The organism is Croceivirga thetidis (genome assembly GCF_012272815.1).
Classification (GTDB): Bacteria; Bacteroidota; Bacteroidia; order Flavobacteriales; family Flavobacteriaceae; genus Croceivirga; species Croceivirga thetidis.
In genome coordinates this window covers 819,944-842,734 of sequence record NZ_JAAWWL010000001.1, presented here as the reverse complement: position 1 = coordinate 842,734, position 22,791 = coordinate 819,944, and the positions used below count along the sequence as shown (strand labels likewise).

General features: G+C 39.7%; 19 protein-coding genes. 11 read left to right on the top strand and 8 right to left on the bottom strand.

Annotation, left to right across the window (positions count from 1 at the left end; translation table 11 throughout):
* Positions 1-9: 9 nt before the first annotated feature.
* Complete coding sequence (locus tag HCU67_RS03775; RefSeq protein ID WP_168551247.1) at positions 10-801, bottom strand: 3-keto-disaccharide hydrolase; 792 nt, start codon at positions 799-801, stop codon at positions 10-12.
* 104 nt (positions 802-905) lie between these two features.
* Between HCU67_RS03775 and HCU67_RS03770 the strand changes: the two genes are divergently transcribed.
* The 8 genes from HCU67_RS03770 to HCU67_RS03735 all read left to right on the top strand — a co-directional run bounded on the left by HCU67_RS03770 (position 906) and on the right by HCU67_RS03735 (position 13,641).
* The gene (locus HCU67_RS03770) at positions 906-4,040 is read left to right on the top strand and encodes a WD40/YVTN/BNR-like repeat-containing protein (protein WP_168551246.1); all 3,135 of its coding nucleotides are present in this window, start codon (positions 906-908) and stop codon (positions 4,038-4,040) included.
* Between the two features lie 9 nt (positions 4,041-4,049).
* The gene (locus HCU67_RS03765) at positions 4,050-7,172 is read left to right on the top strand and encodes a VPS10 domain-containing protein (RefSeq protein WP_168551245.1); all 3,123 of its coding nucleotides are present in this window, start codon (positions 4,050-4,052) and stop codon (positions 7,170-7,172) included.
* A gap of 73 nt (positions 7,173-7,245) precedes the next feature.
* The gene (locus tag HCU67_RS03760) at positions 7,246-7,794 is read left to right on the top strand and encodes a CopD family protein (protein ID WP_168551244.1); all 549 of its coding nucleotides are present in this window, start codon (positions 7,246-7,248) and stop codon (positions 7,792-7,794) included.
* Positions 7,795-7,926: 132 nt separating this feature from the next.
* Complete coding sequence (locus tag HCU67_RS03755; protein ID WP_168551243.1) at positions 7,927-8,412, top strand: hypothetical protein; 486 nt, start codon at positions 7,927-7,929, stop codon at positions 8,410-8,412.
* Between the two features lie 272 nt (positions 8,413-8,684).
* A complete protein-coding gene (locus HCU67_RS03750) occupies positions 8,685-10,091 on the top strand; it encodes a sensor histidine kinase (protein ID WP_168552044.1) in 1,407 nt (468 codons plus the stop codon).
* 88 nt (positions 10,092-10,179) lie between these two features.
* Positions 10,180-10,962, top strand: a complete 783-nt coding sequence (locus tag HCU67_RS03745) for an enoyl-CoA hydratase/isomerase family protein (RefSeq protein ID WP_168551242.1) — start codon at positions 10,180-10,182, stop codon at positions 10,960-10,962.
* 15 nt (positions 10,963-10,977) lie between these two features.
* Positions 10,978-12,525, top strand: a complete 1,548-nt coding sequence (locus HCU67_RS03740; protein ID WP_168551241.1) for a hypothetical protein — start codon at positions 10,978-10,980, stop codon at positions 12,523-12,525.
* 42 nt (positions 12,526-12,567) lie between these two features.
* Complete coding sequence (locus HCU67_RS03735) at positions 12,568-13,641, top strand: PA0069 family radical SAM protein (protein ID WP_168551240.1); 1,074 nt, start codon at positions 12,568-12,570, stop codon at positions 13,639-13,641.
* Positions 13,642-13,646: 5 nt separating this feature from the next.
* Here the strand turns inward: HCU67_RS03735 and HCU67_RS03730 are convergent, their stop codons facing one another.
* Entirely contained in the window at positions 13,647-13,880 is a 234-nt protein-coding gene (locus HCU67_RS03730) for a hypothetical protein (RefSeq protein ID WP_168551239.1), read from the bottom strand.
* A 135-nt stretch (positions 13,881-14,015) separates the two neighbouring features.
* On the opposite strand from HCU67_RS03730, the gene HCU67_RS03725 reads away from it, so the two are divergent.
* Entirely contained in the window at positions 14,016-14,888 is an 873-nt protein-coding gene (locus HCU67_RS03725) for an alpha/beta fold hydrolase (RefSeq protein WP_168551238.1), read from the top strand.
* A 39-nt stretch (positions 14,889-14,927) separates the two neighbouring features.
* Here the strand turns inward: HCU67_RS03725 and HCU67_RS03720 are convergent, their stop codons facing one another.
* Complete coding sequence (locus HCU67_RS03720) at positions 14,928-15,449, bottom strand: hypothetical protein (protein WP_168551237.1); 522 nt, start codon at positions 15,447-15,449, stop codon at positions 14,928-14,930.
* Positions 15,450-15,737: 288 nt separating this feature from the next.
* Between HCU67_RS03720 and HCU67_RS03715 the strand changes: the two genes are divergently transcribed.
* The gene (locus HCU67_RS03715) at positions 15,738-16,091 is read left to right on the top strand and encodes a YciI family protein (RefSeq protein ID WP_168551236.1); all 354 of its coding nucleotides are present in this window, start codon (positions 15,738-15,740) and stop codon (positions 16,089-16,091) included.
* 26 nt (positions 16,092-16,117) lie between these two features.
* Complete coding sequence (locus tag HCU67_RS03710) at positions 16,118-17,362, top strand: RNA polymerase sigma factor (protein WP_168551235.1); 1,245 nt, start codon at positions 16,118-16,120, stop codon at positions 17,360-17,362.
* On the opposite strand, the gene HCU67_RS03705 is transcribed toward HCU67_RS03710, so the two are convergent.
* The 5 genes from HCU67_RS03705 to HCU67_RS03685 all read right to left on the bottom strand — a co-directional run bounded on the left by HCU67_RS03705 (position 17,363) and on the right by HCU67_RS03685 (position 22,779).
* Entirely contained in the window at positions 17,363-19,396 is a 2,034-nt protein-coding gene (locus HCU67_RS03705) for a six-hairpin glycosidase-like protein (RefSeq protein ID WP_168551234.1), read from the bottom strand.
* Between the two features lie 13 nt (positions 19,397-19,409).
* On the bottom strand, positions 19,410-20,834 hold the full coding sequence (locus tag HCU67_RS03700) for a Gfo/Idh/MocA family protein (RefSeq protein ID WP_168551233.1): 1,425 nt from the start codon (positions 20,832-20,834) through the stop codon (positions 19,410-19,412).
* Positions 20,835-20,907: 73 nt separating this feature from the next.
* Entirely contained in the window at positions 20,908-21,570 is a 663-nt protein-coding gene (locus HCU67_RS03695; protein WP_168551232.1) for an HD domain-containing protein, read from the bottom strand.
* A gap of 3 nt (positions 21,571-21,573) precedes the next feature.
* Positions 21,574-22,152, bottom strand: coding sequence for a lysophospholipid acyltransferase family protein (locus tag HCU67_RS03690; protein WP_345890687.1), 579 nt, complete (start codon positions 22,150-22,152; stop codon positions 21,574-21,576).
* Between the two features lie 216 nt (positions 22,153-22,368).
* Entirely contained in the window at positions 22,369-22,779 is a 411-nt protein-coding gene (locus tag HCU67_RS03685) for a BrxA/BrxB family bacilliredoxin (RefSeq protein ID WP_168551230.1), read from the bottom strand.
* Positions 22,780-22,791: the final 12 nt, after the last annotated feature.

Here is a 22,791-nt window from a genome sequence, read left to right as displayed (position 1 = left end):
TTTGGTTGGTTATAGTCTTTTAATCTTGATGTTTTTAAACCAGATTGGACTGGCATGATCTTGCAATGCGATGTATCCTGTCTTGTACTTTGCATAGTCGGGAGCATTATCCCATTTTCCTGAGTTCTTTTTGGCTTGCCAGTCTTCTGACCAAGGAACAAATTCCAACAGTTTTTTACCATTTAACCAATGCTCTACTTTTTCTGGGGTAAAAACAATTTTTGACGAGTTCCATTCCCCGACCGGATTTAGTTCTTTTTGAGATTCATCGGCAACATGCATGGCATAATCTGCACCTGTCATTTGCCAGTCTTGTAGTAATTCAGGATTTTCTGCTCCAAATTGAGAATTGTAGCCCACCAAATCATGGATATTGGCATAATTTTCATCATCAATCAATTGATATTCAGGGGCCACGACCGGTGGCCCAGCATAGCCTTCTTTAACATGGTAAAAGACACCACTATTACCGCCCTCGGGAATTTTCCATTCGAGATACAATTCAAAATTGTCAAATTCCTCAGCCCCATAGATAATATCCTTACCTCCTTCATAGTCTTGTTCCAAGCCTAATTCGGTATCAAAAGTTAGGGTTGAATCTTTTATGGTCCAACCGGGGGGCAACGAATCCATTCCATAACCGCGCCAACCTTTTGTTGAAGTTCCGTCAAACAAATAAACCCAGTCCGATTCCGATTCAAGGGCCACGGGTTCGGCAGATGGTTCAGTGGATTCTTTTGGATTGTTTTTGCATGCAAGGCCTGCAAGAAGTATTAAGGCAAAAAGTGCTGATTTTTTCATGGTAAAGGTTGAATAGAATTGATTAAAGTACGAAATATTGAGGAAAAGAATTTCTTCCTTTTTCACTACATTTAGTGTTCGACTAATTCAAAAGAACACCACCTATGAAATCCTTTACGTTAAGGGCGAGCATATTCATGTTTTCGCTTTTGTTATTCCCATTTTTTTCTGATGCACAACGCAGAAATTCTAGACAGTCTTCACCAGATATTCCGAGTGAATTGTATTCGAGCCTAGAGTATCGATCTATAGGTCCACACCGAGGTGGGCGTTCGGCTGCTGTAACTGGAGTGCCAGGTGAACCTAACTTGTTTTATTTTGGAGCCACTGGCGGTGGGGTCTGGAAAACTTTGGATGGGGGCCGTACCTGGGCCAATATCTCCGATGGTTATTTTGGAGGAAGTATCGGAGCGGTTGAAGTGGCGAAAAGTGATCCCAATGTGATTTATGTTGGTGGTGGTGAAAAAACCCTTCGCGGAAATGTATCCAGCGGGTATGGAATTTGGAAAACAGAAGACGCTGGAAAAACATGGGCTTTTGCAGGTTTAAAGAACAGCCGGCATGTTCCACGTATACGCATTCATCCTACTGACCATAATACGATTTATGCGGCCGTATTAGGTAATATCTATAAACCCACCCAAGAACGCGGTATATATAAATCGACCGATGGCGGTAAAACATGGCAGAAAAAGCTGTTTGTCAATGACCAATCTGGTTTTGTTGATTTGACCTTTGACCCCAACAATCCTAGAATATTGTATGCTTCTTCATGGAGGGCCCAACGGACACCATATTCCTTAAGTAGTGGAGGTGAGGGTTCTGCACTATGGAAGAGTACCGATAGTGGTGAAACCTGGACCGAGATTTCGAAAAATGAGGGCTTTCCAAAGGATACCTTGGGTATCATTGGTGTTTCAGTATCTCCAGTTAATTCTGAACGTGTATTTGCTATCGTTGAGAACAAGGAAAAAGGAGGGCTTTACCGTTCGGACAACGGTGGGAAAACGTGGACACAAATCAATAGCGAACGTAAACTGCGTCAACGAGCTTGGTATTACACTCGCGTATATGCGGATACCGAAGATGAAGATGTAGTTTATGTTTTGAACGTTCGATACCACAAGTCTACTGATGGAGGTAAAACTTTCAATACGTTCAATGCTCCCCATGGCGACCACCATGATTTATGGATTGCACCTGAAAATTCACAACGCATGATCATTGGTGATGATGGCGGAGCACAAGTTTCCTATGATGGTGGTGAGACCTGGAGCACATACTATAACCAACCTACCGCACAGTATTATCGCGTTACTACGGATAATGCTTTTCCGTATCGTATTTATGTTGCGCAGCAAGATAATTCTACCCTTCGGGTTAATCATCGTTCAGATGGCAGATACATTACCGAAGATGATTGGGAACCGACCGCAGGTGGTGAGTCTGCCCATTTGGCCATTGACCCAACGAACAATGATATCGTTTATGGCGGAAGTTATGGTGGATTTTTAACTCGTGTAAACCACGATGCAGGCACGGTTCGTGGTATTAATGTATGGCCTGATAATCCCATGGGATATGGCGCTGAGGGAATGAAATATCGTTTTCAATGGAATTTCCCCATCATTTTTAGTAAACATGATCCTAAAAAATTATACACCTTCTCACAACATGTGCATTTAAGTACGAACGAAGGGCAGAGTTGGGAATTGTTAAGCGATGACCTTACCCGTAACGACCCTGATAAATTGGTGAGTAGTGGTGGTCCAATTACTCAAGATAATACGGGTGTAGAGTACTATTGTACCATCTTTGCCGCCAATGAAAGTCCATTAAAGGAAGGCTTGATGTGGGTTGGTAGTGACGACGGATTGATTCATATTACCCAAGATGGAGGTGCAAATTGGAGCAATGTTACGCCCGCCGGTATGCCTGAATGGATGATGATCAATAGCGTTGAACCTTCTGCTTTTGATGAAGGCACTTGCTATGTTGCTGGAACTCGCTATAAACTCGGTGATTTCACGCCATATCTCTATAAGACTACGGATTATGGCAAGACATGGACCAAAATTACCAACGGTATAGAAAGCGAGCACTTTACCAGGGTAGTACGCGAAGATCCAAAACAAAAAGGACTCTTGTATGCGGGTACCGAAACAGGCATGTATATTTCGTTCAATGATGGTGCAAAATGGGAGAAGTTTCAATTGAATCTTCCTATCGTCCCAGTGACCGATTTGGCCATTAAAGACAATAATTTAATTGTTGCTACCCAAGGGCGCAGTCTTTGGTTAATCGATGACCTAACTGTTCTGCACCAAACAAAGCCAGCTGATGCAAATGTGGGCATGAAGTTGTTCGCCCCTAAAGATAGTTACCGAACTAAAGGTAGGGCGGCTAGCAAACCAAGTTTGACCGCTGGACAAAATCACCCGAATGGGGTGGTAACACATTTTTATTTAAAAGATATGTCCGAGAAAGACAGCATCAGTTTGACCTACACTTCAATGGCAGGTGATACCTTGGCCAACTTCAGTACGTTTACGAAAGAAAAGAAAAACAAACTGAAAGTAGAAAAAGGAGGGAACACTCACGTTTGGAATACGCGTGGAACAGGTGCTGAAAAACTTCCAGGTATGATTTTTTGGGCTGCAGGTTTTGATGGTGCAAAGGCAGTACCTGGCAGTTATAAGGTTCATTTGAACAAAAACGGAGTTAGCCAAAGCCAGACGTTTAAAATCATTGCCGATCCAAGAGCTGAGGTTTCAGTTGCAGATATGCAAAAGCAATTTGATTTTATCACCAGCATAAATGAGACTGTAAATAAGGCTCATGAATCCATTAAAAAAATTCGGGCCATTAACGAAAAATTAGATGCTTTTACCAAACAGCATAAGGATAACGAGTCGACAAAAGGCCTCGTGGAAAAGGCCAAAAAGATGAAAGAGAGTTTTGGTGAAATTGAAAAGGCATTATACCAAACTAAGAACAGAAGTAATCAAGATCCATTGAACTTTCCGATTCGTTTGACCAACAAACTAGCCCATCTAAACAGACTCGTTGGGATAGACGATTTTCCACCAACAGCCCAAGATATTGCGGTAAAAAATGAGATGACCACAAAAATTAATGCACAGCTTGACACTTTTGATAAGTTGGTGGCTGAAGAAATGAAAGCATTTAACACCGAATTCAACCAACTAGGATTGGACTATTTATCCATAGAAGACTAATAATTTGTAATGAAAAAAGTACTTTTTATCGCAGCCCTCTTTTTTGGGGCACTGGCCGTCGCACAAACGGCCGAGGAATATTTTAAACCCTTGAAATTTAGAAATATTGGACCGTTTCGAGGAGGACGTTCGGTTTCAGCGTCAGGTGTAATCGGTGACCCTATGACGTATTATATGGGTACCACCGGAGGGGGTCTATGGAAAACCGAGGATGCCGGTCAACGGTGGAAGAATATTTCAGACGGCTTTTTTGAAATGGGCTCTGTGGGAGCAGTAGCCGTTTCAACCCATAACCCAAATATTGTATATGTGGGTATGGGAGAACACGCACCACGTGGCGTAATGACTTCTTACGGTGATGGTGTATATAAATCCACAGATGCAGGTAAGACATGGAAACATTTGGGGCTTGAAGCCACGCATCATATTTCACGGATTATTATCCATCCCACCAATCCAGATATTGTATATGTAGCTGCTCAAGGCCAATTGTACGGACCCAATAAAGAACGCGGAATCTACAAGTCCACCGATGGCGGAAAAACTTGGAAGAACACCCTTTTCGTCAACAATTTAACCGGCTGCGCTGAACTTTCAATGGATGCCAACTATCCTGAAATTATGTATGCCGCCATGTGGGAACATCAGCGAAAACCAAATATGGTCGTTAGTGGTGGAGAAGGTAGTGGACTATATAAGTCGACCGATGCCGGAGAAACTTGGACAGAAATGACCACAGGGTTACCAAAGGAAAAAGGAAAAATGGCAATTTCCGTGAGTCCAGTAAATTCAAATAAGGTTTACGCTTTGATCGAAAGCGACAGCAACCAAGACAAAGGTGGACTATTTGTTTCAAACAATGCTGGTAAGTCTTGGAGTTTGGTCAGCGGTGATAACCGGTTAACCCAACGTGCTTGGTACTATATTGAGGTTTTTACGGACCCAACCGACGAAAATATTGTTTACGTATTGAGCGCCCCTGCGCTACGGTCAATGGATGGCGGGAAAACTTGGAAGCGATTAACAGGTACCCATGGCGATTACCATGATTTATGGATAAACCCCAATAACAACAGGAATATGGTGATTGCCAATGATGGGGGAGCTGCAGTAAGTTTTGACTTCGGCAAAACCTGGTCTTCTCAGGTTAATATGCCTACAGGGCAGTTTTACCGAATCAATACCGACAATCTATTTCCTTACAACATTTATGCAGGTCAACAAGATTACTCCTCGGCCATGGTTGCCAATATGTCTGTTGGGAGGGGTGGTATAACCATGTCTGACTTTAGTCCTTCTGCTGGAGGAGAAAGTGCCTTTTTGGCCTTTGATCCGGACAACCCTAGGTATGTAATGGGCGGAAGTTATTTAGGTACCATCAATGTTTTGGATATGGAATCTAAAGCAACCACTTCCGTTATGGCGGCACCGATTCAGTATTTGGGTAGGGAAGCCCGTGATATGAAATATCTGTACAATTGGAATGCCCCAACCTTACGTTCACAACATGAGGATAATACTTTTTACCATGGCGCCCAGTTGTTATTGAGAACCCGTGATATGGGGGTGACCTGGGAGGAAATGTCCCCCGATTTAACACGTGATATCGATGCCAAACAAGGTAATGGTGGTGGGCCATACACTAATGAAGCCGTAGGCGCTGAGAACTATGGAACCCTGGCCTATGTATTGGAATCACCGCACGAAGCAGGTGTTTTCTACACCGGCAGTGACGATGGTTTTGTTCATATAACCAAAGACAATGGGGAAAGCTGGCAGAACATAACTCCTAAAAACTTAGGGGAATCTTTAGTCAACGCAATTGAGGTTTCTCCGCATGACAAGGCAACCGTTTACATTGCTACCACCAAGTACAAGTTCAATGACCATACCCCAGCCATTTATAAAAGCACGGACTATGGAAAAACATGGACGAGTATTAATTCCGGAATTCCTGTTGGAGCTTTTACTCGTGTAGTACGCGAAGATCCAGTGCGCAAAGATTTGCTATATGCAGGTACTGAAAAAGGACTATATCTTTCTTGGGATGGAGGTAAAAGTTGGAAACAATTTCAATTGAATTTGCCTAAAACTCCAATCACTGACATTAAGATTCACGATGGGGATTTAATCGTGGCGACTTCAGGAAGGGCCTTTTGGATCTTGGACGATTTGACCATGTTATCTCAATACGATGCTGCACAAAAGGGCATGAAATTATACCAGCCCAATGATGCCATGAACGGTTCTTGGTACGGTCCTATGAATGGTAATACCGATAATTTTGATGGCATGAGCACGCTGTCTGGGGTAAACCCAGCTAATGGAATGGTGCTTTACTATGAGCTTCCGAAGCTGGCTGATTCTATTGCATTGACCATGGATGTTTTAGATGCTTCAGGCAATGTCGTTAGAAGCTTTTCTTCGGAAAAGGATAAGGATTATGTCCCACACAATGGTGGCGGACCCAGACCGGCACCTAGATTGCCTAAAAAAGAAGGTTTAAACCGTTTTGTTTGGGATATGAAGACCCCGATTTTGCCAGGCATTCCCGGAGCGTATATCGAATCTCGATTCAGTGGACATGTGGTTCCTCCAGGAAGCTATACCGTGCGATTGAAGGCGGGTGATATGTCAAAAACCGTTGAAGGAAAGATTGTTGCAATGCCGACGTATAAGACGACTACAGCGCAATATACAGAGTACCATTCGTTTATGAACGATATGGAAAAGCGTCTGACCGAAATGCACAATACCGTGAATTCGTTATTTAAAGTTCAGAAACAGCTAAAAGCAGTTCTTGAAGACGTTACGGATGAAACAGTCAAAGCCGAAGGCAAAAAGCTATTAAAAGAATTGGACGCATGGGATAAAGACATGATACAGCGTAAATCAAAAGCCTACGATGATGTTGAAAATTTCCCGAATAAATTTACTGCTGAATACCTGTTCTTAATTGATGCAACGAATAGTACCATACCAAGGGTCAACCAGCCATCAAAAGATAGGAAAGCAGAGCTTGATGCGCAGTGGACAACATTAAAATCTAGAGCAAGTAAGCTCACAAAAACCGCAATACCAGAATTCAATAAGAAGCTTTGGGATGCTGGTGTGGGCGCAATTAGAATTTAGGTTATGATTACTGGTTGATGGTGGCTACAATGTGTAATTTTACCATCAACCAGTATCATTTATAATTTACCCTTTGGAATATTACAACTATATAAAGGCCTTACACCTCATTTTTGTGGTCACCTGGTTTGCTGCACTATTTTATATCCCAAGACTTTTTATCTATCACATCGAGGCAAATGACAAACCTTCGCCTGAACGCGAAATCCTGACGAATCAGCTTAAGTTGATGACCAAGCGTTTGTGGTTCATTATTGGTTGGCCTTCCGCAATTTTATGTACCCTTTTTGCATTGGTATTGCTGCATTTGAATTCAGGCCTCATCTATCAACCTTGGATGCAAGTCAAGCTTGGGTTTGTTGTGGCATTAATTGCATATCACTTTAAATGCCATCAAATATTTAAGCAACTACAGCGTGATGAGGTCAACTACTCTTCCCGTTTTATGCGCATATTTAATGAAGCCACCTCTTTGATTCTATTTGCAGTGGTATTCTTGGTCATTCTTAAAAGTGCGGTAAATTGGATTTACGGTGTCGTTGGAATTTTTGCTCTTGCAATTCTATTAATGCTGGGTATTCGATTCTATAAAAGGGTGCGGGAAAAGAATCCGGAAGCTTAAATAAGTTAAAGGATAAATTCAGTTAAATTATATTTTCCTACTATTAAGTGGTTTTGATGACATAGTTTAGTTGGGTTCCTAATTTGTTTGATTTAAAAATCATATCATCTATATTCAATTGTTGGCACACATATGAAAAACCCGATTCAAAATTGGATTGATTCTAACAAAGAGGTTAAAGATATTCTGAAAGAAATAGAGAATTCGAAAATCTCTCCTAGCGACCAAGCTGAACTGGCGATGGACAAACTTTGTTCGTTGTTGGACTTGCCAAAAATGCCAGAAGACACATCACGATACGAAGATTTTTATGAAAAAAATGGAATAGAAGAAAGCCGCTCTGTTTTTCAAGAGAATGCATTGCTAAAATATTTTCACCCAGAAGAAGATCCACGAAGTTTAATTATTACAGCTATTTATAATCTGAAAAATTTGATTGGTGTGGATTTAGACGAAGTGATAGTCAGGGAGTTTGGAGAAAAATTTAAAGATGATTATCTCATTGGCTTCAAGGGAAATGGAATTGATGGAGAAATCGTATTTCCGCAAAAAGAGGGAAAAAGCTGGTTTGATTTAGGGTGTATTACTGTTACAAAAATTATAAATCTGGAAAAATAAATACGTGTGCCAATACGGTGTATAATTAATTGCAAGGATTTCCCAAAATGGAAATCCTTGCAATTAACAATCTTCGGTAGAGGCGGACATTTTCCGTTGGAAAAGTCCGCAACTAATCATACACATCACCGTTCGGAAATCGCTCTCATCTCACTTTTATATCTGAATTTGAACCTTGGATTCGAATTCTTTTTGGTGCGATTCTTGTTACCTTTAGTTTTCAAAAATTTCACTTGAAAAAACTCTCCCTTCGTTCTAGAATTTTTGTAACCATGATTCTTTTGGTGGTCATTGCTTCGGTTTTGATAGCTGGGGTGACCATATACCAATACCGTGAACAATCAAGGGATTATCACCAAGAACGTTTAGAGCGCAAAGAAGAGCAGGTCTTGCAAAGCATTGATTATGTGCTTCGTGAGACAACTTATGAGCCAACGACCGAAAACTTAAAGTATATTTTTAGGGATGAAATCTACAAGATTGCAGACGTTCAAAATCTGAATTTCAATATCTATGATTTAGATGGAGGCCTTGTAAAAAGTTCCAAACCTGCTTTTGAAGCAGATTCGGTTGCCAACTGCCTCGATGCCGAAATTTTGAACAATCTTGAAATAAGTGGGACCAAGCGATTCGTTGAAGAAAAGAAAGCTGCAGGCGCAAATTTTCAGGCTTCCTACTCTTATATAAATAGTCCTAATTTCAAACCAATAGGCATTGTTAACCTTCCCTATTTTGAAGATAACACCTTCAACGATATGGAACTTCGGGAGTTTCTTGTTCGATTGGCAGGTGTATATCTGGTCATGCTGATTTCGGCAATTATTTTATCCTATTTCATTTCAAAATACATTACGCGTTCATTGGAGACTGTTGCAAATAAACTACACCTCACAAACCTGACTAGGCGTAATGAGAAAATCATATTGGAAAACCCAACGGATGAGATTGGTAAGTTGGTCAACTCTTACAATGATATGATTGATGAGTTGGAAGAGAGTGCGGCGAAATTGGCACGTAGTGAACGTGAACAAGCCTGGCGTGAAATGGCAAAACAAGTTGCACATGAGATTAAAAATCCCTTAACGCCTATGCGCCTAACAGTTCAAAGCTTCGAACGGAAATTCAATCCTGAAGATCCAAAGGCAGAAAAAAAGGTGAAAGAGTTTTCAAAAACCCTGGTGCAACAAATTGATACCATGACCAATATTGCATCGGCGTTTTCAAACTTTGCCGATATGCCTGCACAGCAAAATGAAACATTAAATGTTGTTCAGGTAACCAAGTTGGCGCTGGACATTTTTCATGAGCCCTACATACATTTTCTGGCGGACGAAGAAGAGATAATCGCCAAATTGGACCGAACACAGCTTATAAGGGTCGTTACGAATTTGGTCAAAAATGCTATTCAGGCCGTTCCAGAAGTTGAAAACCCGAGAATTTTGGTTACTGTGGCTTCAAAGGAAAATTTTGCAAAGATTTCAGTAGCTGACAATGGTATTGGAATTGAAGATGAGCTCAAACACAAAATTTTTGAACCTAAGTTTACCACTAAATCGAGCGGCATGGGACTTGGACTGGGAATGGTGAAAAATATCGTAGAAAACTACAACGGTTCAATCGACTTTACTTCCCAACAAGGAAAAGGTACCGTCTTCACAGTTAAATTTCCAAGGGAATAGTTTCGCCAGATGCTAGATGTTGGAGGCTGAAGATTGAATGTTTAATTTTATGATTCATCGCGCATCGCGCAACTAACACCTTTCATCAATGACCTACGAGAATATCTATATTGAAGAAGAAAATGCCATTGCCACCATCACCATTGATAGGCCTAAAAAACTCAATGCACTGAACAAGCAGACCATAGCCGAACTGCATGAAGCTTTTAAAGAACTTGACGAAGACAAAGAAACGAAGGTCATTATTTTAACGGGTAGCGGTGAAAAGGCTTTTGTTGCAGGGGCCGATATATCTGAATTTTCTGATTTTGATGTGGAACAAGGAGGTCAATTGGCAGCAAAAGGCCAAGAATTACTTTTTGATTTTGTTGAAAATCTATCCACTCCGGTCATTGCTGCAGTAAACGGTTTTGCGTTAGGCGGTGGTTTGGAATTGGCAATGTCTTGTCATTTTAGAGTTGCCAGTGATAATGCGAAAATGGGACTCCCTGAAGTTACCTTGGGCTTGATTCCCGGTTATGGGGGCACCCAACGTTTACCACAATTGGTAGGTAAAGGAAGGGCAATGGAAATGATTACTACAGCTGCTATGGTTTCGGCTGAACAAGCGCAAAGCTATGGCTTGGTTAATTATGTGGTTGCCCAAGAAGAATTATTAGCGCTTTGTCGAAAATTAGCTGGAAAAATAGCTAACAACTCTTCCGTGGCCATAGGACAGGCAATAAAAGCGGTCAATGCGGGTTATAACAATGATTTGAATGGCTATGCCGTTGAGATTGCTGCTTTTGGTAACTGCTTTGGTACCGATGATTTTATAGAAGGTACTTCTGCTTTCTTAGAAAAACGAAAGGCAAATTTCCCGGGGTCATAGTCGAAACCCCAAACAATGAAAAACCTACTTTTTGCCATTTTTATGGTTTTTTCGACCGCATTTGGTCAAAAAATGCCTGTTTCCTACGATTTTGGAGAGAAATTCAATGACCGTCATAAGTATTCCAATCTCGTGACCATTTCTGAAGATGGTGATGGTGGTTACCTTTTGGTTCGTTCCTATTTTCAAGGATTGATTCTTAAACCCAGAGGGTATATCATCGAGCGATATGATGCGGATTTAAACCTTGTATCGGAATACAATTATAAGTTCAACGGAATGCAATTCGTTGATGGGTTTTTTCATAATGGCATTTTGAACCTTTTGTTTTTCAATTACGATTTTGAAATGGAGCAATACGAATATTGGGTACACCAGAGCTCGGTGCTGAATTATGATTTTAAGCCCAAACGTTTAATGGCCATTAAATCACAGGTAGTTCAAGGTGCTTTTGGTAAGAACTACTACAATAGAAATTTCAAAAAAGGCTTTTCAACCATATTGTTGTTTGATAAGGAAAAGAACGGCTTCTTAATCAGCACACATCATAAAAGGGGTAAACTCAATAAGCACACACTACATCTTTTTGATACAAATTTGAACAAACGTTGGGAGCATGACTTCAGCAATGAGGTTGAAGATAAAAACTATGCCTTTGAACAATTGGCTTTATCTGAAAATTTGGACTACGCCTACATCGTTGGTAAAGCCTATTTCAAGAAAAAACGTTTTGAGGCAACGGAGCGCAAGTTTCAATATGAGGTAATCAAAGTTTCCCAGAACGAAGCAAAAACCCAACAATTTTTAGAACCGGGCAAGTATCCTGAAGCGTTGTATCCGCTTTTTAAGAATGAAAAATTGGTCTGCGTTGGTTTTTATGCCAATCGAAAGGACAATCGATATAACGGTTTGACGTACTATGAATTGAATCCTGCAAGCCTTTCAGTTGAACAAGAAAAATATCATCCGTTTACACCTGAATTTATGAGTGATAAATTTGGTCGTGAGGATGACAAGGAAATTAAAAACTTGGTTTTTAAAGGCGTTGAACTCACAAGTAATGGAGAGATTATATTCAATGCCGAAGAATACTTTGTTACCGAAAGTATGCAACGCACCGGTGCGGGTCAACGTATTAAAGTCGAACGTTTTCACCATAATGATATCGTTAGTGCAAAATTGAATGCCGCTGGTGATATGGAATGGGTTCGTAACATTAACAAGTTGGAAGTTACGCAGGGAGATGGGGCTTATGCCTCATACAGTTCTTTTTTCAATAATGGTAAAACCTATTTCTTTATTTGTACTGCATCTGAAAACCCACAACTTTTAGGCAACGAGCGCATTGTCTTTAAACAAGGTTTAGGTAGAAATCGAAATGTTTTTACCATTTCATTGGATGAAAATGGAAAATTGGATTACGAAAAAATAATCGATGCCAAAGACGCAAGACTTCCATTAATGGTTTCAAAACCATTCGTGAACAAGAATGAAGGCCAACTCCTTTTTTATGCCAAACAAGGAAATAAAAAACAGTTGGTTGAAGTTGAATTTGAAGATTAAATATTAGGAATAAATCCATAAATTTGGATTAAATCCTAATAAGTGTCAAAACAAGATTTTTTAAAGGGAAGAGGAGCCCAAAAGAACGTCCATAACCGTTTCTTAAAAGATGTCTACGAGAAGCGCGAAGATTTCCTGGAATATTGCCGTATTGAAGGTGAAGATGCGGAACGCATAAAGACTGAATACCTACCCATATTTCCAAAAACTATTGTTAATAAGGTCATTAGCCCTGATGTGGGCATGCAGTACAGCATGAATCCCTATCAAGGGTGCGAGCATGGTTGTATTTACTGCTATGCAAGAAATGCTCATGAGTTCTGGGGATATAGTGCCGGACTTGATTTTGAACGAAAGATTCTAATTAAAAAGACGGCCCCCCAACTTCTTGAAACCCATTTAAAAAAGAAGTCATGGCAGGCAGCAACAATTGTTTTATCCGGGAATACGGATTGCTATCAGCCTGCGGAACAAAAGTTTCGGATTACCAGAAAATGCTTAGAGGTATTTTACAAGTACCGACATCCAGTGGGTATCATCACCAAGAATGCATGGATACTTCAAGACTTAGATATCCTTAAAGAACTCAATAAAGAACAGTTGATAGGCGTCAATATTTCAATCACTTCACTTTCTGAAAAAACACGAAGACTACTGGAACCTAGAACGGCATCCATCAAAAGACGTCTTCGAGCGATTAAGATCTTATCAGAAAATAACATACCGGTAAATGCAATGCTTGCACCAATGATTCCAGGAATCAACAGCCATGAACTATTAAAACTAGCGAAAACAGTTTCAGAACACGGGGCACTATCCTTTGGTTTTACCGTGGTTCGCTTGAATGGTGCAATTGGAGAATTGTTTGCAGACTGGATTCATAAGACGATGCCCGATAAAGCTGAAAAAGTACTGCATTTGATTCAAGATTGCCATGGAGGAACTTTAAATGACAGCCGTTTTGGAGTGCGCACTCGTGGAGAAGGTAAGGTCGCTGAACAAATTCATGAAATGGCCAGATTGGCCAAACGCAAATACTTTGCGGATAAAAAATTTCCTAAACTGCGAACCGATTTGTATGAGCAATACAAAAGTGGGCAGATGAACTTATTTTAAATGACTTAGGCTATTTCGCCGCGGTGCGGTTTTAGAGCGTCCCTAACCTGAATCATATTTTCTTTATTGACCACTAAATAGGCGGTACAGTGAACATCGTTAATTTCTTGAACCCCAGAATCAACCATTTCCAAGTTTTCCATGGTCATATATTCTCTGAGATGGGTCAAATGATGTTCTGCCATAGGTTTGGCATCTCCACTTCGAATATCCCAAATGAGTTTAATATGTTCTGGCATCGCTAAGATTTATAATGCAAATGTATTTTGTAATCAATTCTTGCCCAAGTAGAAGAACGAAAGAACTAGGCGTGTATTAAAAATGAAGTCAATTAAATTTATTTTGAAATTGTAGTTTTAAAGAAAACGCAGTAGATGGATTTATCGGCTTGGAAACAAAAGGGGACTTACTTTAATTATAACGGACATAATATTTTTACAGTTGAAGAAGGAAAAGGGGAGACCCTTTTGTTAATTCATGGTTTCCCTACTGCTTCATGGGATTGGCATAAATTATGGCCAGAATTGACCAAACAATTCCATGTGCTCACTTTTGACATGCTCGGATTCGGATTTTCAGATAAACCGAAGAAATATGCCTATTCCATTGTTGACCAAGCCAATTTGATAGAGGCGTTATTGACTTTAAAAAAAGTACAGCAACTTCATATTTTCTCGCATGATTATGGTGATTCCGTAGCGCAAGAATTATTGGCACGATTTCAGGAAAGGCAGCAAAAAAGTGAGGAGGGTCTTATCCTAAAATCCATTTGTCTTTTGAACGGTGGTATTTTCCCCGGTGAGCATCGCCCGCTGCTCATACAAAAATTACTAATGGGGCCGTTCGGTTCTTTAATCGCACAAGCCTTTACTCGCAAAAAATTGGCCAAGAATTTTAGAAAAATATTCGGCCCCGAGACACAGCCAACTGAAAATGAGTTGGACTCCTTTTGGGAGTTAATGACATACAATGAAGGCAAGAAAGTATTCCATTTGCTTATTCGCTATATGAAAGAACGAATGGTTAATAAGGTGCGTTGGGAAGATGCCCTTATTCAGGCCCGTATACCCCTTCGTTTTATAAATGGAAATATGGACCCTATTTCCGGTAAGCACGTTGCAGACTTTTATAGATCGAAGGTTAAAGAAGCTGATGTAGTGGACTTACCTAAGATTGGTCATTTTCCATTAATTGAGGCACCAAATGAAGCCTTGCACCATTACATGAATTTTGAAAAAGATTTGTGATAAAAGGGAACGATATTTATCGTTCCCTTTTGTTCATATTTACTTTTTTACCACAATTAGAGCGGTATATTTCAAATCTTTATCAACATACATTTTAGGAGACAGTTCTCCTCTTTGCATCAAGGGTAGTACTTGACTCATTGTTGTTGCAGTACCATCTTCGTAATAGACCATATCCAAACTTTGTGGAGGTGGTTTTTTGAACAATTCTGCTTGGGGTAATAATCTTAAACTAATTGGAATGAACGAATACTGTGTATTTGCCTCAAGTTCTTCAAAAGAAATCGGTTTTGGTTTGAAAACAACCATTGTGTGATAGGTACCATTGCCATCAACATACATTTTTGGACTCAGTTCCCCTTTTTGAATTAATGGTAATACCTCGCTTAGCGTGGTTTTAGTACCGTCTTCGTAAAAAACATTTTCAAGGGCATTAGGTGGTCCTTTTCTCATCAATTCTTCTAATGAAATTGCTCGCAGTGAACTTTCAACAAAAGAATATTCTTGTGCTTGACCTTTGAGAAGAAAAATTAGGGAAAGAAATAAAAAGAGATTTTTCATTTGAATTGGTTTATTGATTCTAATAAATATACGGTGGTATACTATTGTTTGTATCAAAAACGTATAGTTGGTGATTTTTTCTTTGTAAATGTTGTTTTTCACAGCTTACGTTATTCTTGGTAGTCCAATAAATGCACTTTTTCAAAACAGGTATTCCATCATAAACCCTTAAAACCTGAACTTTTTAAATAATTTTAAAATAGTTGTCCAATAAAGTTTATTGGGTTCGTCCTTTAGGAGAATGCAATATTAATCGGTCCGTTCTATCGGACATAAATTTTAAAAGACATGAGTAATTTTTTGTATTTATTTAGAGGCGGAGATGAAAACTTCAACAAACTTTCACAAGAAGAGAAACAAGCCCATATGCAAGTGTGGGGAAAGTGGATGGGGGAGCTCCAAGAAAAAGGAAAGTTGTTGGACGGACTCCCCTTGGCTGCGGATGGTCGAGTTGTTGAGAATAGGGGTGAGGTAGTAACGAACGGTCCTTATGCTGAAGGAGCTGAATTGGTCGGTGGTTACCTTATTGTTTCAGCAAATGACCTAGACGAAGCAACAGAAATCTCAAAAGGATGTCCCATTTTTGACTATGAGGGCAGTGTCATTGAGATACGTGAAATTGTAGATATGGAAGGACATTAGGCCAAATCGTATCCAAAACCAAAAAGATGAATAGCGCTAACCACTTAAAGCTTGAGCATCTATTTAGAAATGAATATGCCAAGGTCATTGCTATTCTAACCAGTAAATATGGCACTTCGCATCTTGAAGACATAGAAGATGTTGTACAAGAAACCTTTATAAAAGCAATGCGCGTTTGGGGTTATAAAGTAGTACCCCAAAATCCAACCGCCTGGCTGCTCAAAGTAGCCAGGAATGGTTTGATTGACGTTCTTCGAAAAGAAAACAAATGGGCCCGGGATACCGAAGTTGCCTCGACAGAGGAAACAACACCAAATGAAACCGCAATGTTTGCCCATGAGGTATCGGACAGTCAATTGAAGATGATTTTCGCTTGTTGTGACCCTAAATTATCGCAAGAATACCAACTTGTACTGAGTTTAAAATTGATAGGTGGTTTTAGCAATAAAGAACTCTCGGAAGCACTTTTAAAAAAAGAGGAAACCATTGCAAAGGCTTTTACCCGAGCTAAGAAAAAATTTCGAGAAGAGGTACAATTCGTAAAAGTTCCAGCTGAAATGGGTCTCCAATCTCGGCTTTTTGTGGTTTTGCGAGTGATTTACTTATTGTTTTCTGAAGGCTATTCAACTACTACGGGTTCTCAAATTTTAAAGCAGGATATCTGCTACGAAGCATTAAGACTAGCACTTTTATTACGGGAAAATAAATATTGCAGACATCCAAATTTAGAAGCCCTAATAGCATTAATGTGTTTTCATATTTCAAGATTTAATGCTAGACTTGATGCTCAAGGAGCACTTGTAAGCCTAGATAAGCATGACCGTTCCCTTTATGATGAAGATTTGATTGTAATTGGACTGCAGCATCTACAAAATGCACAATCTTTAACATCAAATTCGAGTAATTACCTATTTGAAGCGGCAGTCTCGTACGAACATTGTGCGGCTAGAACATTTCAAGAAACAAATTGGGCTGCAATCTTGAAATTATATGATTTGCAAATGAAAAATAAGCCTTCACCCATGGCTGCTTTAAACAGAATTGTAGCGCTTCAAAAAGTAGATGGCCCTAAAAAGGCCTTGAACGAACTGGATGATTTGGCGCAATTATACGACTATGAAAAAGTGGGATTGTTTTACGCAATCAGGGCTGAGTTGTTAAAGGAACTATCGGATTCCAACTATGCCTCTGTTTTAAGAACCGCCATCGAATTGACTCAAAATCAACTCACAAAGGAATTTTTAGAAAAGAAGCTGGCTACAAAAAGTTAATCAATAAAATTTTACAAAAAAATCTTCACCGTTGCTGATGATTTTGTTCATTACAGTTGTTCCCCTTGCAATGATTTTCGCTTCAATAAAATCACCTTCTCCCTTTCTTTTTAGGCTTATCGTTATGGGCTTGCCAGAAATGAATACGTCTTTGAGTTCCACAAAACCCCAATCTTCAGGTAGTTTGGGGGTGATTCTAGTGGTCTGAAAATTTATGGGTTCGATACCTAATAGTCCTTCCGTGAAAATTCGACAATACAATGCACTTTCAGCAGATAGATGTTGCATGTCATTTTCGGGATATGCTTCAATAGGATAAGGAACATGGTCACCGAGCAATCTCTTGTTGGAATAGCTTTTTAATTTGTCATAAGCTAGATTGGCAGCACCTACCCGCATTGCACCCCGAAGCGCATATAAAGTGGCCCGATCCCAGAAAATAGCTTCTTCAACGGGAACTTCTGGGTTCAGTTCAACTAAAACGCCATTCGATGTCCAAAGTTTTTCAAAAAGTGCTTGTAAAGTACCTTCCTTACGAGTTTCAATACCCATGGTCAAAGGCAAGCATATCCAGTGTCGTAACCTTGAATTCTCTTCAAAATATTTATAGGTTTCCAGTTCTTCAATGGTAGCGCCAAAATAATCTTCAATGGTTTGTTCCATAAGCACGGCACGCCGTTCATATTGTTTTTGTTTACCCCTTTTTCCCAATTCTTTGGCCAATCTTGATGCATATTTTAGTCCACCATAGTATAGCGTAGATGTGGAAAGATTGGCGTTTCCTGTAGCGATGCGACCCTCCATTTCATCTGATTCAGAACGAACTGCTCCGGCTTTATTACGCATTTTATGGCAGTATTCTATGCTCCATTCTATTAGGGGCCAAAGAAAAGTAGCCTCTTTTTCACTACCGGTGGCCAAAAGATATAGTGAAGTTCCGTACGCAATCATTGCTGCATCACCACGATCCAAATGGTCCATAGAAAAAATACCATCGACCTCAAAAGCGTAAGGTATGTGGGTATCATCCTTCGGAATGTTTTCTAGAAATTTTTTGTAGGTATTAAACGCGGCTACATTGCCCTTAAAATATCCTAAATAAGGGAAAAAAGGCCCACTGTATTCCACCTGATCATTGGCCCAAATACCGGTATAGTAATTACCGCCACCTGGTGAATGCACCAAGCCCATCGAAGAATCGAAAATACTTTCCGCTGCCCGTATTTTTGAAAAATAGAACAAGGTATTAATGATACTATCGGGCGTTTTAAGTTGAAGTTTTTCATAAACTTCATTTAAAAAGGAGGTACGCTCTTTACTGGCGGTTTCAAAATTAAATTCACTTTTTTGTTCGTCGTTTAAGGTGGCTCCAAAATAGACGGGAAAACTATAGGTGGAATTCGGAGCTAAGGTAATGGAGTCCAATGCCGCGCTGAAAATATGATGACTGTACTTTCCTTTATACCCCAATTGTGATTGTGAAAATTCTATGTTCGAAAATTTAATCTTTCGACTTTCATTTGAAATATTTCGGATCTCCCATTCTTCGACCAGATAACGATTTTCCATAGATGGGTAGAAGGTTTTGGTTACTCGTATCCCGTTGACTGGACTACAGAAGAAAGCAGCTTTGCCTGATAGCTGTATCGAGTCAACTTTGGAAGGAACAATAATCTTATCACCTAGAATTATAGATGGAGAAATCCCATCATCAGTCGTTTTTCTGAAATAGGCACGGTACTTTTTCCAATCAGGTTCGTTGGTTTTATTAAATGTTCTTAGTTGTGGAAAGATTACATCCCGAGAAACACTAAGGTTTCGCAATGAATCCACTTCGTAATAAAGTATCGCCGATACTTTTTCACCTGAAAATTCAATGTGGTCTGAGTGGGGAAGTCGATTCTCGTTTTTTAGTTCCCATGTTATGGTTTTGTCATCCGAAATTTTCCAGAAATTTCTATCAATTGAATCTTGTGAAAATCCTGTTGTAAAAAAGGCTGCTAGTAAGCAGCCCATGACAAGTCTTTTGTTCATTTTTAAATGGCGCTTATGAAAGTTCCCAACCCTTTCTGTATTCTCGAGTTACCCATTCATTTGCTTTATCATAGTTGGTAATCTTCATGTTTTCTCCATCCCAAAGCAGCTTTCTTCTTCCTGGATATTCATAAGGTGCCCAATCCCCGACCTTTTTGCCAGGCCGTAGTTTTTTATATTGATAAGCTTTAACCGCAAGGTTACCCATCAATACGGTTTCGGTCAAAGGACCGGCTTTGGCAAAATCGGAAGAAGTAGCATCTCCTTTCAAGCAACCATTCACGAAATTGGCAATATGGCCGTTCATACCGTCAGGTACCCTGGTGTACTTTTCTTTTGGTGCTTTATATATTTCCTTAAGTTCTGATGGTAAAAATCTGGCATTACGTGAATAAGTGTCAAAAACAAGTGTGCCACGATCACCGTACATAACCGTTCCACCACCACCATCACCAATGGTCTCGTTATCTTTTAATTCATCTGGTAAATCAGGTTTTAAGCCACCATCGAACCAATTTAATTGTATATCACCATGGTGTTCATGCTCAAATTTTAAATGAATTTTTGAGGAAGGAGGACAAGAAGGACTATAATCCGCTTCTACAAAATCACCAATCCAAACAGTGGTGCAGCTTGCCTCAGCTTCTGTGGGATAACCTAAATCCAATACACTAAAAGGTGTTTCCATAATATGACAGCCCATATCACCTAATGCACCGGTTCCAAAATCCCACCATCCTCTCCATTTAAAGGGTAAATAGGCCGCATTATAATCACGCATTGCTGCTGGGCCAAGCCATAAATCCCAATCCAATTCTTTAGGAACTGCCTGACTTTCAGTAGGTATCGGAACACCTTGAGGCCAGACAGGTCGGTTTGTCCAGCAATCAATAGTGTGAATTTTACCGATAACTCCACTTTCGACCCATTCTCTGGCAATTCGGCTATCGTCGCTTGAGGCTCCTTGGTTTCCCATTTGGGTAACAATACCATTTTCGGCGGCAACTTTGGTCATCAACCGTGCTTCCTTAATATTATGGGTCAAAGGTTTTTCTACGTAAGCGTGCTTTTTCTCACGCATAAAAGGCAGGGCAATTGAGGCATGGGTATGGTCTGGAGTAGCGACCATCACCGCGTCGATTTCATCTAAATGGTTGTCGAAAACCTTTCTAAAATCTTTGTACTGCTTTGCTTTTTTATATTTTTTAAAAGATTGGGCCGCTCTTCTTTCATCTACATCGCATAGGGCAACAAACTTTACTTTTCCAGTTTGGTTCATGCCATTCATAACACCGTTGCCACGACCACCAACCCCAAATGCGGCGACATATAAAGTATCACTCGGAGGAACATGATTTTTGCCCAAAACATGGCTTGGTACTATAGAAAAGGCTGCCGCAGTAGCTGCAGAATTTTTAAGGAATTTTCGTCTTTGCATTTTGATTGGTTTTGTAGCTCTTGAAGATACAAAAAACAGTTAGCGAAACGAATAGTAATAAAATAGAATTATACTATGCCTTACCGTTCCACTCTGCATAGAATTGCTCCAAATAGTCCAACAAAAACTGATGTCTTTTTTCGGCCAAGACTTTACCGCTTTTGGTATTCATTTTGTCTTTAAGTAATAACAACTTTTCGTAAAAATGATTGATAGTTGGGGCTTCTAATTTTTTATATTCTTCTTTGGTAAGATTCAAATTTGGAGCAATTTCAGGGTTATATAATTCCCTATTCTTAAACCCGCCATAATTGAATGCTCGAGCGATACCAATAGCGCCGAGAGCATCTAGACGGTCAGCATCTTGCACTACTTGTAGTTCTTTCGAATTGAACTTCTTTTTGCTTGACTTGTTCAGCGTATTTTTAAAAGAGATGTTCTCAATTATTTTTTCAACGTGATCGATTATTTTTTTATCGATGTCGATTGAATTCAGGAATTCGACTGCTAAACGTGGCCCAATGGATTCATCTCCATTATGAAATTTGGCATCTGCGATATCATGTAGTAAAGCACCTAGACTAACAGTTAAGACATCTACCTGCTCATCTTTAGCAATTAGAAGGGTGTTATTAAATACTCGTTGTATGTGAAACCAATCGTGCCCTCCTTCGGCACCTTGTAAAGTTTCTTTGACAAACGCTATGGTTTCTTCAACTATTTCGGTATTTGTCATAATTTATACCTTGATTCCTGATGTGATAATCTGCTCGATTCGTGGTATTAATTCTTCTGTATTGCCAGAATTAACTATTGGTTCATGTACATCAAAGGTCAAATGATTTCCCAATCCCATTGGAAATTTACCATACCTTAAAAGTTTCCAAGAATTGTTAATGCTAATCGGCAGTAGTAATGCTGAAGGGGCATTTTCAATAATGGTTTCCAATCCTTTGGTCTTGAAAGGTTTTGGAAGACCGTTTCTACTTCGCGTTCCTTCAGGAAAAATAACGGCACTTCGGGTATTTTCTTCAATGTACTTTCCCAATTTGGCAATTTCGCGAAGCGACTGTTTTGCGTCTTTTCTGTTTATTAAAACTGAACCGCCGTATTTTAAATTGAATGATATGCTTGGAATCCCCTTTCCCAATTCCTTCTTGCTTACAAATTTTGGGTGGTGTTTCCGCAAATTCCAAATCAAAGGGGGAATGTCATACATGCTTTGATGATTGCTAATAATAATCAAGGGCTTATCAATAGGAATGTTATGTTTATTTCGAAAGGTGAAACGAGTACCGAGTATATTAAGGCAACGCATCAAAAACCAATTTAAAATAGAAACGCTTCTCTTGTGGGCGTCGTAACCAAATACCTTTAGACAAGTCCATTGTATAGGATGAAAGACCACCAAGGTCAGACCAAAGCAGAAAAAATAAATAGCCGTTATTGGGTAGGAGATTAATTTCACTAGGCAAAAATAAAAAACCACTTCAATCTGAAGTGGTCTTAGCGTATATCGAAAGCCCTATATAACTTAGCAATGTTCGTTGTAGGCTTCCATTAAATTTTCAGCAATCATTTCGGCTGGTCGGCCTTCAATATGGTGTCTTTCTATCATGTGAACAAGCTCACCGTCTTTAAATAGTGCCATGCTTGGAGATGAAGGCGGAAATGGAATCATTGCTTCCCTAGCCGTATTTACAGCCTCAATATCGACTCCGGCAAATACAGTAACCAAATTATCTGGTGTACTACCGTTTTGCAGGCTTAACTTTGCTGCAGGCCTCGCATTGGCTGCTGCACATCCGCAAACCGAATTCACAACTACCAAGGTTGTACCTTCTTTTTTTAAGGCATTGCTTACTTCCTCGCTTGTATATAATTCTTGAAATCCAGCAACTGCTAAATCTTGTCGCATTGGCGCAACTAATTCTTCAGGATACATAGTCAAAATTTT